This is a genomic window from Glutamicibacter sp. (assembly GCF_050701915.1).
Taxonomy (GTDB): domain Bacteria; phylum Actinomycetota; class Actinomycetes; order Actinomycetales; family Micrococcaceae; genus Glutamicibacter.
Genome location: NZ_JBOGEG010000053.1, coordinates 1 through 15,535, shown reverse-complemented (window position 1 = coordinate 15,535; position 15,535 = coordinate 1). Strand labels below are relative to the sequence as shown.

The 15,535-nt window shown below is 61.8% G+C and carries 14 protein-coding genes and 1 riboswitch; of the genes, 10 read left to right on the top strand and 4 right to left on the bottom strand.

Annotated features, from left to right (window positions below):
- Nucleotides 1-50: 50 nt before the first annotated feature.
- Nucleotides 51-563, bottom strand: a complete 513-nt coding sequence (locus ACRDT3_RS18255) for a MarR family winged helix-turn-helix transcriptional regulator (RefSeq protein ID WP_431494342.1) — start codon at nt 561-563, stop codon at nt 51-53.
- A gap of 70 nt (nt 564-633) precedes the next feature.
- On the opposite strand from ACRDT3_RS18255, the gene ACRDT3_RS18250 reads away from it, so the two are divergent.
- Nucleotides 634-2,478, top strand: coding sequence for an ABC transporter ATP-binding protein (locus tag ACRDT3_RS18250; protein WP_431494341.1), 1,845 nt, complete (start codon nt 634-636; stop codon nt 2,476-2,478).
- Here ACRDT3_RS18250 and ACRDT3_RS18245 read toward each other — a convergent pair.
- The gene (locus ACRDT3_RS18245) at nt 2,475-2,960 is read right to left on the bottom strand and encodes a MarR family winged helix-turn-helix transcriptional regulator (protein WP_431494340.1); all 486 of its coding nucleotides are present in this window, start codon (nt 2,958-2,960) and stop codon (nt 2,475-2,477) included. The genes ACRDT3_RS18250 and ACRDT3_RS18245 overlap by 4 nt on opposite strands.
- A gap of 141 nt (nt 2,961-3,101) precedes the next feature.
- Between ACRDT3_RS18245 and ACRDT3_RS18240 the strand changes: the two genes are divergently transcribed.
- Both ACRDT3_RS18240 and ACRDT3_RS18235 read left to right on the top strand, forming a co-directional pair.
- Complete coding sequence (locus ACRDT3_RS18240) at nt 3,102-3,677, top strand: NADPH-dependent FMN reductase (protein ID WP_431494339.1); 576 nt, start codon at nt 3,102-3,104, stop codon at nt 3,675-3,677.
- A gap of 124 nt (nt 3,678-3,801) precedes the next feature.
- Complete coding sequence (locus ACRDT3_RS18235) at nt 3,802-4,911, top strand: glutathione S-transferase C-terminal domain-containing protein (protein ID WP_431494338.1); 1,110 nt, start codon at nt 3,802-3,804, stop codon at nt 4,909-4,911.
- A 70-nt stretch (nt 4,912-4,981) separates the two neighbouring features.
- Here the strand turns inward: ACRDT3_RS18235 and ACRDT3_RS18230 are convergent, their stop codons facing one another.
- Nucleotides 4,982-5,290, bottom strand: a complete 309-nt coding sequence (locus ACRDT3_RS18230; protein WP_431494337.1) for a hypothetical protein — start codon at nt 5,288-5,290, stop codon at nt 4,982-4,984.
- Nucleotides 5,291-5,407: 117 nt separating this feature from the next.
- Here ACRDT3_RS18230 and ACRDT3_RS18225 point away from each other — a divergent pair, with 117 nt between their 5' ends.
- Nucleotides 5,408-6,319, top strand: coding sequence for an RNase H family protein (locus ACRDT3_RS18225; protein ID WP_431494336.1), 912 nt, complete (start codon nt 5,408-5,410; stop codon nt 6,317-6,319).
- Between the two features lie 65 nt (nt 6,320-6,384).
- Here the strand turns inward: ACRDT3_RS18225 and ACRDT3_RS18220 are convergent, their stop codons facing one another.
- Nucleotides 6,385-7,833, bottom strand: a complete 1,449-nt coding sequence (locus ACRDT3_RS18220; RefSeq protein WP_431494335.1) for an APC family permease — start codon at nt 7,831-7,833, stop codon at nt 6,385-6,387.
- A gap of 273 nt (nt 7,834-8,106) precedes the next feature.
- Between ACRDT3_RS18220 and ACRDT3_RS18215 the strand changes: the two genes are divergently transcribed.
- From ACRDT3_RS18215 to ACRDT3_RS18190, 6 genes are all read left to right on the top strand, one after another.
- Complete coding sequence (locus ACRDT3_RS18215) at nt 8,107-9,270, top strand: serine hydrolase domain-containing protein (protein WP_431494334.1); 1,164 nt, start codon at nt 8,107-8,109, stop codon at nt 9,268-9,270.
- Between the two features lie 47 nt (nt 9,271-9,317).
- Nucleotides 9,318-10,094: an SGNH/GDSL hydrolase family protein gene (locus tag ACRDT3_RS18210; protein ID WP_431494343.1), complete on the top strand. Its 777-nt coding sequence runs from the start codon at nt 9,318-9,320 to the stop codon at nt 10,092-10,094.
- Nucleotides 10,095-10,196: 102 nt separating this feature from the next.
- A riboswitch (glycine riboswitch) is annotated at nt 10,197-10,294 on the top strand.
- Between the two features lie 164 nt (nt 10,295-10,458).
- Nucleotides 10,459-13,305, top strand: a complete 2,847-nt coding sequence (gcvP, locus tag ACRDT3_RS18205; RefSeq protein WP_431494333.1) for an aminomethyl-transferring glycine dehydrogenase — start codon at nt 10,459-10,461, stop codon at nt 13,303-13,305.
- A gap of 13 nt (nt 13,306-13,318) precedes the next feature.
- Complete coding sequence (gene gcvT / locus ACRDT3_RS18200) at nt 13,319-14,446, top strand: glycine cleavage system aminomethyltransferase GcvT (protein ID WP_431494332.1); 1,128 nt, start codon at nt 13,319-13,321, stop codon at nt 14,444-14,446.
- A 60-nt stretch (nt 14,447-14,506) separates the two neighbouring features.
- A complete protein-coding gene (gene gcvH / locus ACRDT3_RS18195) occupies nt 14,507-14,887 on the top strand; it encodes a glycine cleavage system protein GcvH (RefSeq protein WP_431494331.1) in 381 nt (126 codons plus the stop codon).
- On the top strand, nt 14,887-15,535 hold a 649-nt coding region (locus tag ACRDT3_RS18190), incomplete at its 3' end, for an aminotransferase class I/II-fold pyridoxal phosphate-dependent enzyme (protein ID WP_431494330.1). The genes gcvH and ACRDT3_RS18190, both read left to right, overlap by 1 nt.

Sequence of the window (15,535 nt, the reverse complement as noted above, 5' to 3'; positions counted from 1 at the left end):
GGCCCCGGCACGCAGTGCCGGGGCCTCGGGTTCTATCGGCCAGGCAGCAGCTAGTTTTCTTTCGCAGGGTGCTTGCAAGCGCCGCGCACCGGCCGCGGGTTCTCGCGGTCCAGGATCGCCAGCAGCCGGGTGAGCTCCGCGCGGTCCTCGTCGCCGAGCTTGTCGAAGTAGCCGTCCATGCTTGAACGGCGCAGCTCGGCGAGCTCGCCCAGCTGGGCGCGGCCCGTGGCGCTGAGCGCAATCAATGTGGCGCGGCGATCGGCCGGATCGGGGGTGCGCACGACAAGCTCCTTGGCCTCCAGCTGGTCGACTACCTCTGTGGTCGAGCGGGCGGCGATGTGCAGCTGCTCTGCGAGCTGCGAGTTGCGCAGGCCGATCTCATCGGCGCGGGACAAAAGGGTCAGCACCCTCGATTGGTGCGGCGTGATGCCCAGGGGAATCAAGCTATCTCGCCACCTGCCGCGAAGCATGCGTGAAGCGTGGAGGAAAAGATCTGCCAAGTCAGGCGTGGACTCGTCGTTCTGCATGTCTTCAGGATAGTGTGTTTCTGGGAACAATTTCAAGATGCAACCACATAGTGAGGTTCCCTCTGTTATTCTGGACTTAAGAAATCCAAAGGTAAAGGGGGAGCCCATGAGCGCAATGGGAATGCCGGGGCCTCATCCGGGCGGTGGCGGGCAAGCTCGGTCCAGGAATGCTGCCCAGGACAAGCAATGGCTCACCGAGCATCCGGTGTCCCTGGCGCGCATCGCGGCGCTCTTCCGGCCCCATCTAGGATCGGTGATTGCCGTCATGCTGCTGATCGTGGCATCTTCGATCATCGGCTTGGCCCAGCCATTCATCGTCCGCGAACTCATTGATGACGCTATTCCCAACAGCAACGTCCGCTTGCTGCTATTGGGTGCCGGGGGATTGGTGCTGATCTCATTGGCCACCGCGATTCTGGAAGTCATCCAGACGTGGCGGGCAACCTTGATGGGCCAACGCGTCATGCATGGGTTGCGGACCGGGCTCTTCACCCACCTGCAGAAGCAATCCTTGGGATTCTTCACGAACTCGCGCTCCGGGGATGTGCAGTCGCGTTTGGTCAACGACGTGGGGCAGATGCAGTCGGTGATTACCAATTCGGCCACGAGCATCGCCTCGAACCTGACCACGGTTGTTGCCACCGCCTGCGCGATGGTGGCGATTTCTTGGAAACTGAGCCTGATCTCACTAGTCGTTTTGCCTCCGGCAGTGCTGCTTGCCAAGCAAACTGCGAAACTGCGCCGCGCCGTGACAGGCAAGCGCCAGCGCGAGATGTCGAACCTCGCCTCGCTGATCGACGAGCGCCTGAGCATCTCGGGGGTCCGCCTGGCCAAGGTCATGGGCACGGGAGCCGCTGATGCGGCGGCCTTCGGCGACTCCAGCCACAAGCTCATAGACCTGGAAATGAAAAGTGCCTTGGCCGGGCGTTGGCGCATGGCCACCATGAGCATTATTTTCGCGGCCATCCCTGCGGTGCTGTACATCGTGGCGGGCCTGCCCGTCACCGGGCAGGGAATGAGCATCGGCACCTTGGTGGCCTTTACCGGGTTGCAGGCCGGAATCTTCCGTCCGGTCATGGGCATGATGCAGATTTCGGTCCAGTGGGTTTCGGCCATGGCCTTGTTCAGCCGCGTCTTCGAATACCTGGATACGGACCAAGCGCTGCCGGTAGCGCAGCGGCCGCGAGCGGTAGAACCGGCGAAACTGCGAGGCGAAGTGCAACTGCGCAATGTCAGCTTCCGCTACCCCGAAGCGAACCGCTCCACCTTGGAGCAGCTGGACCTGAACCTGGAAGCAGGAACCATGACCGCGGTAGTCGGTGCCACCGGTTCGGGCAAATCCACCCTTGGGTCCTTACTGCCCCGGCTGCTTGACCCCACCGAGGGCCAGGTATTGCTCGATGGCATTGACCTGAAGGAATTCGATCCTGAAGGCATCGCGCAGGCGGTCTCCGTCGTCGCCCAGGAAAGCTACCTGCTGCATGCCTCGATTCGGGAGAACCTCCTGTGGGCAGCGCCGCAGGCCTCGGAAGAAGAGCTTTGGCAGGCCCTGGAAGCCGCGCAGATTGCACAGTTGGTCCGCAGCCTGCCGCAGGGCCTGGAAACCCAGGTGGGACAGCGTGGGCACCGATTCTCCGGTGGCGAGCAGCAGCGCCTGGCCATTGCCCGCACCATGCTGCGCAAGCCGAAGGTCTTGGTTCTCGATGAGGCTACCAGCGCCCTGGATACGGTCACCGAAGCCTTGGTGCAGCGGGCGCTGGACGAGCTTGCGACGGGGCGAACCACCCTGCTGATCGCGCACCGGTTGAGCACCGTGCTGCGAGCGGACCGCATCGTGGTGCTAGATGCTGGCCGGATTGCCGAAGCGGGAACTTTCGACGAGCTGGTTCAGCTTGGCGGGCAATTCGCCCAGCTGGTAGCCAAGAGCGAGCTGGCCGCAAGGGCCAGCTAGCACTCGCCATCTTTCAGTCCCTGCTTCTCCAACGAGGCCAGGATCTTTGGCAGCGCCGATTCCAACGCCGCGCGTTCGGACGGGCTCAGGGAATCGAAGATGGTTTCACACACAAAGCTCACGTGGCTCGGTGCGGCTTCCTCGATGGTCTTGCGCCCCTGGGTGGTGAGCGCAATCTGGTGTCCACGGCGGTCGGTCTCATCTGAACAGCGGCTGATCAGGCCCTTGGCCTCCATGCGGCGCAGCAGGTGGGAGAGGCGCGAGCGATCCCAGCGCAATGCGGTCGCCACGTCAGCCGGGCGTAGGCTTGGTTCGGTTGCTTCCGACAGCACGGCCAGCACCGAGTATTCCCCGGACAGCATATTCGAATCGCGCAGCAGTTGGCGATCCATGCCGCTAGGGAACTGCCAGAGGAACTCGCGTATGGTTCGCCAGAGGTCCTGCTCGCTATCGGTGAGCCAGCGGGTCTCTTCGCTCTTCATTCTCTTTCCTAACCATTTTGTCCCCGTCGGGGAATACGAAAATATTGTTGACGCATCAATCATCTCCTGTATAGTGGGATTTAGCAAGAGAAGATGACGTGTCAACTAAATTGTTGGCCGGAGAATTCCAAGGAGAGCAACTTGTCGAAGATCGCTATCGTTACCGGTTCCACCCGTCCAGGACGCGTTAACCAGGGCGTCGCCCAATGGGTGCTGGACAAGGCCCGGGAATTGGGCGGTGCCGACTACGAGCTGGTGGACATCGTGGATTTCAACCTGCCGATTCTCGACGAGCCGTTCCCGGCCGCCTACCAGAACTACCAGAATGACCACACCAAGGCTTTTGCCGCCAAGATGAGCGAATTCGATGGATACATTTTCATTGTTGGCGAGTACAACCACTCTGTACAGCCTGCATTGGCCAACGCACTGAGCTACCTGAACGCAGAACTGAACAACAAGGCTGCCGGCATGGTTGGATACGGCTCCGCCATGGGCTCGCGCGCCGTGGAGCACCTGCGTGGCATCCTCTCGGAACTGCAGATCGCGCACGTGCAGAAGACCGGCATGTTCTCGCTATTCACCGACTTCGAGGACTTCTCGGCATTCGCACCGACCGAACGCTCGGCCACCAGCGTGCAGCCGATGCTTGAACAGGTTCTCGCCTGGAGCAAGGCCATGGAAACCGTGCGCGAAAGCGCCTCGGTCAACGCCTAGGTTGGCTCGAAAATGGCGGTAAACCGGAAAAGGGCACCGCGCCATTTCCTTACCTGCCCAACTGCCATAGTCTCGACATGAATGGTTTATGCACGGGACTTCAAAATTCTTTGGAAGGAATGCGATGAGCGAGGAATATTCGACCAAGGGCGCCTACGTCACCGGCGCAGAATTCACCCGGGACACCAACTACATCCAGGACCGCATTGTCGCTGATGCCAGCGCCGAGCACTATGGCGAGGGTGAGAGCCACAGCAAGATCGGGCATCCCAGCGCAGGGCTTTCCGAAGGAGCTCAGCTTTGGCCGGTGGAAGCGGGCCGCTACCACCTGGTGGCCGCACGGGCTTGCCCATGGGCCAACCGCACCCTGATTGTCCGCCGGCTGCTTGGCTTGGAAGACGCGCTGTCGATCGGGCTGCCCGGGCCAACCCATGATGCACGCAGCTGGACCTTCGACTTGGAACCGGAGGGCAAGGACCCGGTCCTGGGCACCGAGCGGGTTCAGGAGAACTACTTCAAGCGCTTTGCCGACTACCCTCGCGGCATCACCGTGCCGGCAATCGTCGATATCCCCACCGGCGCCGTCGTCACCAACGACTACCCGCAGATCACCTGGGACATGTCCACGCAGTGGAAGGAATTCCACCGTGCAGGGGCCCCGGACCTCATTGCGCATGACCAGCTCGATGAGATGCTCCCGTTGATCAAGCGGATTTTCACCGAAGTGAACAACGGCGTCTACCGTGCCGGGTTCGCGGGGGACCAGCAGGCCTACAACGATGCCTACGACCGGTTATTCACCACCTTGGACTATCTCGAAGACCGGCTGTCCACCCGCCGCTTCCTGATGGGCGACTACATCACCGAGGCCGACGTTCGGCTGTTCACCACCCTGGTGCGATTCGACCCGGTCTACCATGGCCACTTCAAGACCAACCGCAACAAGCTCATCGACATGCCTAACCTCTGGGGTTATGCGCGGGATTTGTTCCAGACCCCTGGTTTTGGCGACACCATCGACTTCGAGCAAATCAAGGCGCACTACTACGTGGTTCATGAGGACATCAACCCGACCCGGATCATCCCCAAGGGGCCGGACCTGGCGAACTGGCTCGAAGCGCCGGGCCGAGAAGTGCTCGCCGAGAACGGTCCGTTCCTGAACGGCACGGCACCGGGCGAAGTCCGGGCCGAAGAGCGAGTCCAGGCAGGGCACAACCCGCTCTATCCTGCCTAAGCGCGCCAGGAACCCATGGCATATCGGCTCAGGACACCACCACTTGGATGGCGTCCTGGGTCGATCTGCTCTATTCGAAGTCGAAGCCTTGCCCCTCGCAAGCCTCCTGGAAAGCGGCTAGGTCAGTGATCTTGGGATCGCCGGATTCATCGGTGGCTACTGCAGTGCTGATCTGCTCGGTGGACGCCTTCGCGCCATGATCGGCGGCTTTCTTCATATTCGTTGCGCCGATACCCTCGGGGTCAACCAAGCCCCCGCCAAAGTGCACGCACGCCGTATGGCCCTGGGGATCCTGCTCGCGCAGCTCATCGATCGAGGGACCAGCACATGCGGATAGAACAAGGACCAGGGTGGCCAATACAGGCAGAATTTTCTTCACGTCCCAATCCTAGGCATGGATCCGGGTGGAAGCTGTGATTCACTTTGCAAGCATTAGCTGGCGACATGGCCCGATGCATGGAGTGTTGGGCAGGCATCAACGTGGCAGGATTAAACCATGACGATCATTGCAGCTGCGGATGGATCAGCCCTAGGAAACCCCGGACCAGCAGGTTGGGCCTGGTACGTGGACCAGGAGAACTGGGCCGCTGGCGGTTGGGACCACGGAACCAACAACATGGGGGAGCTCCAAGCGGTGCTCGAACTCTTCCGAGCCACCGAGCACCTGCCAGAAGAAGAACTGAAAATCCTGTGCGATTCGCAGTATGCGATCAACTGCATCAGCAAGTGGATGCCGGGGTGGAAGAAAAAGGGCTGGAAAAAGGCCGACGGCAAACCGGTGCTGAACCAGGACATCCTCAAGGAACTTGACCGGGCCATTGCCGGGCGCAAATACACCTTTGAATGGGTCAAGGGCCATGCCGGCCACGAGCTGAATGAAGCCGCTGACGACCACGCGCGCGCAGCTGCCACCGCGCACCAGCAGGGGACTGCCGTAGAGGCGGGACCGGGCTACACTGCCGCCGGCGGCCCAGCGGTTTCCAGTGCTCCAGCTGATGAGGATGCAGTGCAGGTACCCGCTGGGCAAACCGTTGCCGCACCGGAACCTGGCGTGGACATCGCGGCCACCGTCTACGAGCTGGAACAAGGTTTCCTTGACCCGCAGATCCGCACCAGTTTCGCTGAACTCAACGACTTCCTGCATCCTGGCTACCAGGAAGTGACCCGCTATGGCGGCCTGCTGGACGTGGCCACGGTCCGAACCATGCTGGAATCCGGGGCGAATCTGCCAAGCACCGGTGCGGTGCAGGTCCTTGCGGCCCGAGAAGTGGATGCGCAGATGGTGCTGCTCGCATATCGCATGAAGCCTGCAGGCGGCCCGGTGCTCGTTGTTACTTCGTGGTGGCAGAGCACCGAACGCGGCCTGAAGCTTCGTTTCCGCCAAGAAACCATCGAGCAGACCGCATAGAAAACGCGCTTAAAGCAGTGATGCCCGCCAAAATTGGCGGGCATCACTGCCTTAACAGCTATGGATCAGTACTCTCCCGGGCGGGTTTCGATGACGCCCTTCTTGTAGTTGATCCGGTTGACCAACCAGGTCACTGCCCACAGCAGAACGCCGATAACCAGCAGGAGCCCGGCAATCTCGTACTGGACCCAGTCCTCGCGCGAACGGGCCCATGGGCCGGCAAGGAACAGGCAGAAGAACACGCCGAGGATCGGGATGATCGTCGGAGCGCGGAACGCACCAGCTTCTGGCTTGTCGCGGCGCAGCACCAGCAGGGCAATGTTGACTACGGCGAACACGCACAGCAGCAGCAGTGCGGTAGTGCCGCCCAGCGAGCCGACGATGCTGTTGCCGTTGTTCAGGTTCACGTAGACCACCAGCGCAATGGCCAGCCCGGTGCTGAACAGGATCGCAACCCATGGCGAGCGCCGGGTCGAATGCACCTTGCCCAAGAACTGCGGCAGCACGCCTTGGCGGGCCATGCCGTAGAGCAGCCGGCTAGCCATCAGCATGTTCATCAGCGCGGTGTTAACCACAGCGAAGACAGTCAAGAACGGGAAGATCGCGTCAACTGGCAGGTTCGGCAGGCCGATGCGCACAACGTCCAGCAGGATGCCGGCATCAGGGTTCTTCGGGTTCAGCAGGTCGCCGGTTGGGATCACCATGATGACGGTGACGGCCACCAGCATGTAGATGAATGCGCAGATGCCCAAGCCGATGAGCATGATCTTCGGGAAGGTCTTCTTGGGGTTCTTGGTTTCCTCAACCAGGTTCACCGAGTCCTCGAAGCCCACCATTGCGAAGAACGCAATGGCAGTACCCATGGTCACGGCAGCGAAGACGCTGCGGTCGCTCGGGGTCTCGAAGACCACGAGGCGGGAAATGTCACCGTGGCCCGAGGCGATAACGGCGAAGCCGATGCCAATGATCGCGGCCATGATAGCCAGCGAAACTATGGTCAGAACGAGGTTGAACTTCACGCTTTCGCCTACGCCGCGGAAGTTGATGACCGCAAGGATCACGATGACCGCAATAGCCGCCCACATGCCCGCTTCGGGGGTGTTGGGAACGCCCTCGACAAACTGGCCGATGCCAATCAGGAGGTTGCGCCCCACCAGGGTGGCTGAAGTGGCGGCACTGGTAATACCCGAGCAGGCAACGGTAAAGGCCACCAGGAACGTGACGAAGTGGATGCCGAAGGCCTTGTGGATGTACAAGGCGGCACCCGCTGCGTGCGGGTATTTGGTAACTAGTTCGAGGTAGCTGAAGGCGGTGAGCGTCGCGATCGTGAAAGCGATCAGGAACGGCAGCCACGCGGCTCCACCCACCTGGCCGGCAACCTTGCCGGTGATGGCAAAAATGCCAGCGCCGATGATATCGCCCATGATGAGGAATAGCAGCAGCTTCGGGCCAATCACCCTGTGGAGTTCTGTTTCTTTGCCGTGGGTAACGGCCGTGTCACTGTTCACAGTCATGCGATCGAGATCATCTCCTTCAATTTTGTAGGCAAACATTACAACTTTAGGGTCAGCGCATGAAGCGGGCAAACCGGCTTCAGGGCTGGCTCACAGACCTCCGGGATGAGCGGTATCGATACGTCGATTAGTGGCTTAAACTCCCCGAAGGTGTGAGCTGACATACCTATATGCTTGGAGACGGATCAGCGTGTGGAACCATCCAGAAATGGGATCAATGCGGTTAGGGTTAGTTGATGAGAGACAAGCACTTTAAGGATTTAGATGCAATCGGTGATCACTGAAGATTTCGCGCCCCTGGCAGAAGCACTAGAGGCGCGAGCCGCTGAGGAAGACAGCTATTCGGCACAGCTGGCCGTGTACCACCGCGGCGAATTGGTGCTCAGCCACAGCGTCGGCGATCACCTCTCTGGTGATGCGCTGACCTGTGTCTTCTCCTGCACCAAGGGCCTGAGCGCACTGGTCGTGGCACTGCTGGTGCAAGATGGGCTGATTGCCCCCAACGCGCCAATGGCCACCTACTGGCCAGAATTCGGCGACAACGGGAAATCCCAGCTCACCGTCGGGGAGGTGCTCAGCCACCAGGCCGGCGTGCTGGGCGTGCCCGGGGGCGTGCCAAGCGAGATCCTCTTGAACTCCGCCGAATACGCCAAGGTGCTGGCTTCCATGCCAAGCGTCTGGCCGCTGGGCCAGAACATTGTCGGCTACCACGCGATCACCATGGGCGTGCTCATGGAAGAACTGGTACGCCGGGTCACCGGCAAGGAACTCAAGGACGTATTCGAGGAGCGCATCCGCAAGCCGCTGGGAGCCGAGGCCTTCATCGGCCAGGGACCCGCGCTGGAATCGCGCTACCGCGATGTATTGCCGGGCGCTGAGGCCGCACCGGAATTCTTCGACCCGTTTTCTCCGGCCGGACTAGCCGTGAATTCGGCATCCGGTTTCGCGCTGGAAGATGGCCCGGTCTACAACTGGCACGAACTTGCCAACGCGCCGCAGGTGCGCGAACTGGGCCCGGCGTCCATGGGAGCGGTCGCCAATGCCCAAGGCCTGGCCGCAATCTATGCCGCCTCTTTCGGCGCCGTTCCAGCACTGGGAGCCACCCGCGGATTCCTCACCGCCGAGACCTGGTCCCAGGTTTCCACCGAACTGGTCTACGGCCATGACCGGACCAATGGGCTGCTGCAGGCCTTCGCCCTGGGGTTCATGAAGGCCACCGCGCGCAACAACTACGGATCGATCTTCGCCTACGGCCACGACGGTGCGAACTCATCGCTGGCCTTCGCCGATCCAGCCCACCAGCTGGGCTTCGGCTTCATCCCTTCGCGCAATGAAGGCGTCAAGGAAATCTCCACCGGAGTGAAGCTCAGCCAGTTGGCGCGCCAGCTGATCATGCAGAAGAACATGTCGGCCCAGGCTGCCGGCAGCAACGCGTAGCCGGCCCGCCGGGCATGGAACGAAACAGGAGTGAAGTGAAGAAGTATGTGGCACTAGGTGACTCGTTCACCGAAGGCGTTGGCGATGTGGATCCGACCCGCCCTAACCAGGTGCGCGGCTGGGCAGACCGGGTATCCGAGGTGCTCTGCGCCGAAGGCGACTGGGAATACGCCAACCTGGCGGTGCGCGGCAAGAAGATCGGGCAGGTGATCAACCAGCAACTGGATCAGGCGCTTGCGCTGGCTCCGGACCTGGTCACCATCTATGCCGGCGGCAATGACATCCTGCGTCCCAAGGCTGACCTGGATGCGCTGATGCGCGGCTATGAAGGCATGGTGCGGCGCTTTGCCGACGCCGGAAGCGCGGTCGTGCTGTTCACCGGTTTCGACACCGTAGAATCGCCGCTGTTCTCCAAGACCCGTCCGCGCACGGCCATCTACAACGAGAAGGTTCGCGAAATCGCGGACGAGTACGGCGCGGTGATCGCCGATTACTGGCGGTGGCGTGAATTCTCCGATCTGCGCTACTGGGCGGTGGATCGGCTGCACATGAACGAGCTGGGCCACACGCTGATGGCCGCGAAGGTCCTGGACGTGCTCGGCACCCATCGGATCACCGAGGCAAACTGGTCTTCCAAGATCCAGCAGCCGTCGTTGCCAGCACTGGCCGTGAACTCGCGCGGTGAAAAGCTGAAGCAGGAACTGGGCTGGGCCCGAGAGCATTTGGCTCCGTGGGTCAAGCGCCGGATCACCGGTACATCTTCGGGCGATTCCTTGTCAGCGAAATATCCCGATTACATCCGTTTAACTGCCGACGCAAACTGAACGCATTTATGACCTATCCTGGCCCCGCTCCTGTTTGACCTTGGGAGCGGGGCAGGTAACATGGTGGTGTGCTGCAGGTCTCCGACCGGCAGCACACGCCATAGACGGATGGCGGGAGAGTCCCGTTCACACCATGGACGGGCGCCGTAGGAGCAATTCCTCCCCAGGAAACTCTCAGGCACCCGTACCGCCATCATGAGGCAACTCTGGAAAGAAACCGGCCCGTTCCGGTTCACCGAAGGTGCAAGTGCCCGGCTTGGTTTGCTGGATGCGTAAAACTCTCAGGTTATGCAACAGGGATGGGGAGGTAAAAAGACCTTCCTTTGGCATGCGCCAAGACAGATCCCATGGAGATACCAGCACCATGACCATCACGCAGACTTCGGCACCAGCGAATACTGAATTCGTCTCACGCCATATCGGCCCACGTCCTTCCGACGTAACCACCATGCTTCAGACTCTGGGCTACGACAGCCTGGAAGCACTGATCGACACCGCCGTTCCGGCAGACATCCGCCAGGACTCCGCACTGGATATCCCCGATGCCCTGAGCGAAACCGAAGCCCTAGCCCACCTGCGTGCGCTTGCCTCGAAGAACGTCATGAAGACCCAGATGATCGGCCAGGGCTTCTACGACACCATCACCCCAGCTGTGATCCGCCGCAACATCGTGGAAAACCCAGCCTGGTACACCGCTTACACCCCGTACCAGCCAGAAATCTCCCAGGGCCGCCTCGAAGCCCTGCTGAACTTCCAGACCATGGTCATGGACCTGACCGGCCTGCCGATCGCCAACGCATCGCTGCTGGACGAATCCTCGGCTGCCGCCGAAGCCGTGCTGATGATGCGCCGCGCCAACAAGAAGAAGTCCAAGGGCAAGACCGTCCTGGACTCCAACATCTTCCCGCAGACCCTGAAGGTCGTGCAGGGCCGCGCTGACGCGCTGGGCTTCGAAGTCGAGGTTGCCGACCTTTCCGCAGGCCTGCCAGAGGGCGACATCTCCGGCATCGTCCTGCAGCAGCCAGGCAACGACGGATCGATCGCAGACCACGCATCGATCATCGCCGCCGCCAAGGAATCCGGCGCCATGGTTACCGTGATTGCCGACCTGCTGGCCCTGACCATGATCACCCCTCCGGGCGAGCAGGGTGCCGATATCGCCGTGGGCAACACCCAGCGATTCGGCGTGCCGCTGTTCTTCGGCGGACCGCACGCCGCCTACATGGCTGTTGCCGATGGCCTGACCCGCTCCATGCCAGGACGCCTGGTGGGCGTTTCGGTGGATGACGCCGGAGTCCCTGCCTACCGCTTGGCACTGCAGACCCGCGAGCAGCACATCCGCCGCGAAAAGGCCACCTCCAACATCTGCACCGCACAGGCCCTGCTGGCCATCTGCGCTTCGATGTACGCCGTCTACCACGGCCCAGCCGGCCTGAAGCAGATCGCCTCGCGCGCCAACAACCACGCCCGGGTCATCGCCAGCTCGCTGGTTTCCGGCGGCTACACCCTGGCTTCGGACTCCTTCTTCGACACCGTTGTGGTGAACGTCGAAAACGCCGATGCCATCATTGCCAAGGCCATCGAGGCAGGCATCAACCTGCGCAAGGTCGGCGATACCCAGGTGGGCATCTCCACCGACGAGGCCACCACCTCGGGCGTAGTCAAGACCCTGCTTGAGGTCTTCGGCGTGCAGCTCTCAGCTCCGGAAGGCTTCGAGATCCCGGCCGGCCAGGTGCGCACCAGCGACTTCATGACCCACCCGATCTTCAACACCATCTCCTCCGAGACCCAGATGATGCGCTACCTGCGCCGGCTTTCGGACCGCGACCTGGCCCTGGACCGCACCATGATCCCGCTGGGTTCGTGCACCATGAAGCTGAACTCGGCCGCCGAGATGGAATCCATCACCTGGCCTGAATTCGCCTCGATCCACCCATACGCACCTGCAGCGCAGACCGAGGGCTGGCGCGAGCTGATCACCGATCTGGAAGGCCGCCTGACCGCAATCACCGGCTACGCCGGCGTTTCGATCCAGCCGAACGCTGGCTCGCAGGGCGAGTACGCAGGCCTGCTGGCCATCTCGGACTACCACCGCTCGCGCGGCGAAGGCCAGCGCGACCTGTGCCTGATTCCGGCCTCGGCCCACGGCACCAACGCCGCTTCGGCAGTGCTGGCCGGCATGCGCGTGGTGGTCGTGAAGACCGCAGCCGATGGCACCATCGACGCGAACGACCTGGATGCCAAGATCGAGGCCAACAAGGACGTCCTGGCAGCCATCATGATCACCTACCCATCCACCCACGGCGTCTACGACGCCGATGTGCGCGAGGTCTGCGACAAGGTCCACGCCGCGGGCGGTCAGGTGTACATCGATGGCGCGAACATGAACGCCATGGTTGGCCTGGCCCAGCCAGGCAAGTTCGGTGGCGACGTGTCGCACCTGAACCTGCACAAGACCTTCTGCATCCCGCACGGCGGTGGCGGCCCGGGCGTTGGCCCAATCGGCGTTGGCGAGCACCTGCTGCCATTCCTGCCAGGCGATGCTTCGGGCACCTACTCCGAGCGTGACGGCGTGCCGGTTGTGGCTACCGCTTTCGGTTCGGCCGGCGTCCTGCCAATCTCGTGGGCCTACATCGCGATGATGGGCGGGGACGGGTTGACCGAAGCCACCAAGCACGCGATCTTGAACGCGAACTACATTGCCAAGCGCCTGAACGAGCACTTCCCGGTTCTGTTCACCGGCAACAAGGACCTGGTCGCCCACGAGTGCATCCTGGACCTGCGTGAACTGACCGCCAAGACCGGGGTCACCGCCGAGGACGTGGCCAAGCGCCTGATCGACTTCGGTTTCCACGCGCCGACCCTGTCCTTCCCTGTGGCAGGCACCCTGATGGTGGAGCCAACCGAATCCGAGGACCTGGGCGAGATCGAGCGCTTCATCGAAGCGATGATCACCATCCGCCAGGAAATGGACGAGGTCCTCTCCGGTGCCTACAGCATCGAAGAATCCCCATTGCGCAACGCTCCGCACACGGTCTCCGCTGTGGTCAACAGCAATTGGGACCGCAAGTACTCGGTCGAGCAGGCTGCCTTCCCGGTATCGACCCTGAAGTTCGACAAGTACTTCCCAACCGTGGGCCGCATCGACGGCGCCGGCGGCGACCGCAACCTGATCTGCTCCTGCCCGGCTCCCGAAGCCTTCGAAGACTAAGGAAGAGTTAGAGATGACTGAGACTACCCAAGCACTCAAGCACACCGCACTGCACGCCCAGCACGAAGCCCTTGGCGCCAACTTCACCGACTTCGGCGGCTGGGACATGCCGCTGAAGTACGGCTCGGAATTGGCTGAGCACAAGGCCGTGCGCTGCACCGCTGGCCTGTTCGACCTGTCCCACATGGGCGAGGTCTACCTGAGCGGCCCGGAGGCCGGCAAGGCGCTGAACACCGCGCTGGCGGGCAACCTGAGCATCATGAAGATCGGCAAGGCAAAGTACTCGCTGATCCTGAACGCCGAGGGCAAGATCATCGACGACTTGATCGTCTACCGCCTGGAAGAGGAAAAGTTCCTGGTTGTGCCCAACGCCGGCAACGCCCCGGTGGTTGCCGCCGAGCTGGCTGCCCGCGCTGCGGACTTCGACGTCGTCGTGGACGACGCTTCGGGCCGCCAGTCGCTGATCGCAGTCCAGGGACCGAATGCCGAGGCGATTGTCAGCAAGCTGGCTGCCGACGAGGCAACCGTCCAGGCCGTTACCGAGCTGAAGTATTACGCAGCTGTGAAGCTCGTGCTCGGCGGCATCAACGTGCTGCTGGCCCGCACCGGCTACACCGGTGAGGACGGCTTCGAGCTGATCATCGAAAACGGGGATGCGGCTGCCCTCTGGGAGAAGACCGTTGAAGCAGGCAAGGACCACGAGCTGGTTCCTTGCGGCCTGGCCGCCCGCGACTCGCTGCGCCTTGAAGCCGGCATGCCGCTGTACGGCAACGAGCTGTCCCTGGAACGCACCCCGTTTGATGCGGGATTCGGCCCAGTGGTCTCCTTCAAGAAGGAAGAGGACTTCGTGGGCCGCGAAGCGCTGGAAGCGCTGCGCGCAACGACCCCGCCACGCAAGCTCGTGGGCCTCAAGGGCCTGGGCAAGCGTGCTGGCCGCGGTGGCTACGCCATCGTCAAGGATGGCGCGGCCATTGGTGAAATCACCTCCGGCCAGCCTTCGCCAACCCTGGGCTACCCGGTTGCACTGGGCTACGTCGACGCCGAATTCGGTGAAGTGGGAACCGAGCTGGAGGTAGATCTCCGTGGTAAGACTTTGCCTTTTGTCGTAGTCGAACTGCCGTTCTACACCCGAGCCAAGTAACGTTAAACATCAGTAGGGCTAAGCTAATCGCCCGCTAATTCCCTTGGGAGAGGAAATACCGTGAGTAAAGTTCTTTCGTCATTGCGCTACTCGGCCGAGCACGAGTGGATCGATGCATCGTCCCCAGCAAAGATCGGCATCACCCAGGTTGCCGCTGACGCCCTGGGCGACGTGGTCTACGTTGACCTGCCAGAGGTCGGCGACGCCGTTACCGCAGGCGAGACCTGCGGCGAAGTCGAGTCCACCAAGTCGGTTTCCGACCTGTACTCGCCAGTGACCGGCACCGTCGTTGCCATCAACGACGACGCCGTGGACAACCCAGCCATCCTGAACGAAGACCCATACGGTGCCGGCTGGCTGTTCACCGTTGAGGTCGCCGAAGAGGGCCCGCTGCTCTCGGCAGCAGACTACGCAAGCGCGAACGGTGGAAACGTCGAGTAATGAGCAACCAGACTTTTGAATCCGTTGCCGCTGCATCGTTGACTCAGTCGCTGGCTTCGCTGGACCCGGAGGTCGCGCAGCGTATTGACGCTGAGTTGGCCCGCCAGCAGCGCGGCTTGGAAATGATCGCTTCGGAGAACCACACTGCGCAGGCAATTATGCAGGCGCAGGGTTCGGTGTTGACCAACAAGTATGCCGAGGGCTATCCGGGCCGCCGCTACTACGGCGGTTGCGAAGAGGTCGATGTCATCGAGACGTTGGCTATCGAGCGCCTCAAGGACCTGTTCGGGGCGAAGTTCGCCAACGTCCAGCCGCATTCCGGTGCGCAGGCCAATGCGTCGGTGTACCACGCACTGGTTCGCCCAGGCGATACCGTGCTCGGCCTGAATCTGAACCACGGTGGCCACCTGACCCACGGCATGAAGCTGAACTTCTCGGGCCGCTTGTTCAACATCGTTCCTTACGGTGTAGACGAGCAGACCTACGAAGTGGATATGGATGAGGTGGAACGCCTTGCTGTGGAGCACCAGCCGAAGATGATCGTTGCAGGCTGGTCGGCGTACCCTCGCCAGCTGGACTTCAAGCGCTTCCGCGAAATCGCTGACAAGGTTGGCGCGTACCTGTTCGTGGACATGGCGCACTTTGCTG

Excerpts from the sequence above, each read along its gene's own strand:
- ACRDT3_RS18250 (WP_431494341.1), top strand. The coding sequence starts at position 634 with ATGAGCGCAATGGGAATGCCGGGGCCTCATCCGGGCGGTGGCGGGCAA.
- ACRDT3_RS18245 (WP_431494340.1), bottom strand. The coding sequence starts at position 2,960 with ATGAAGAGCGAAGAGACCCGCTGGCTCACCGATAGCGAGCAGGACCTC.
- ACRDT3_RS18235 (WP_431494338.1), top strand. The coding sequence starts at position 3,802 with ATGAGCGAGGAATATTCGACCAAGGGCGCCTACGTCACCGGCGCAGAA.
- ACRDT3_RS18225 (WP_431494336.1), top strand. The coding sequence starts at position 5,408 with ATGACGATCATTGCAGCTGCGGATGGATCAGCCCTAGGAAACCCCGGA.
- ACRDT3_RS18220 (WP_431494335.1), bottom strand. The coding sequence starts at position 7,833 with ATGACTGTGAACAGTGACACGGCCGTTACCCACGGCAAAGAAACAGAA.
- gcvP (WP_431494333.1), top strand. The coding sequence starts at position 10,459 with ATGACCATCACGCAGACTTCGGCACCAGCGAATACTGAATTCGTCTCA.
- gcvT (WP_431494332.1), top strand. The coding sequence starts at position 13,319 with ATGACTGAGACTACCCAAGCACTCAAGCACACCGCACTGCACGCCCAG.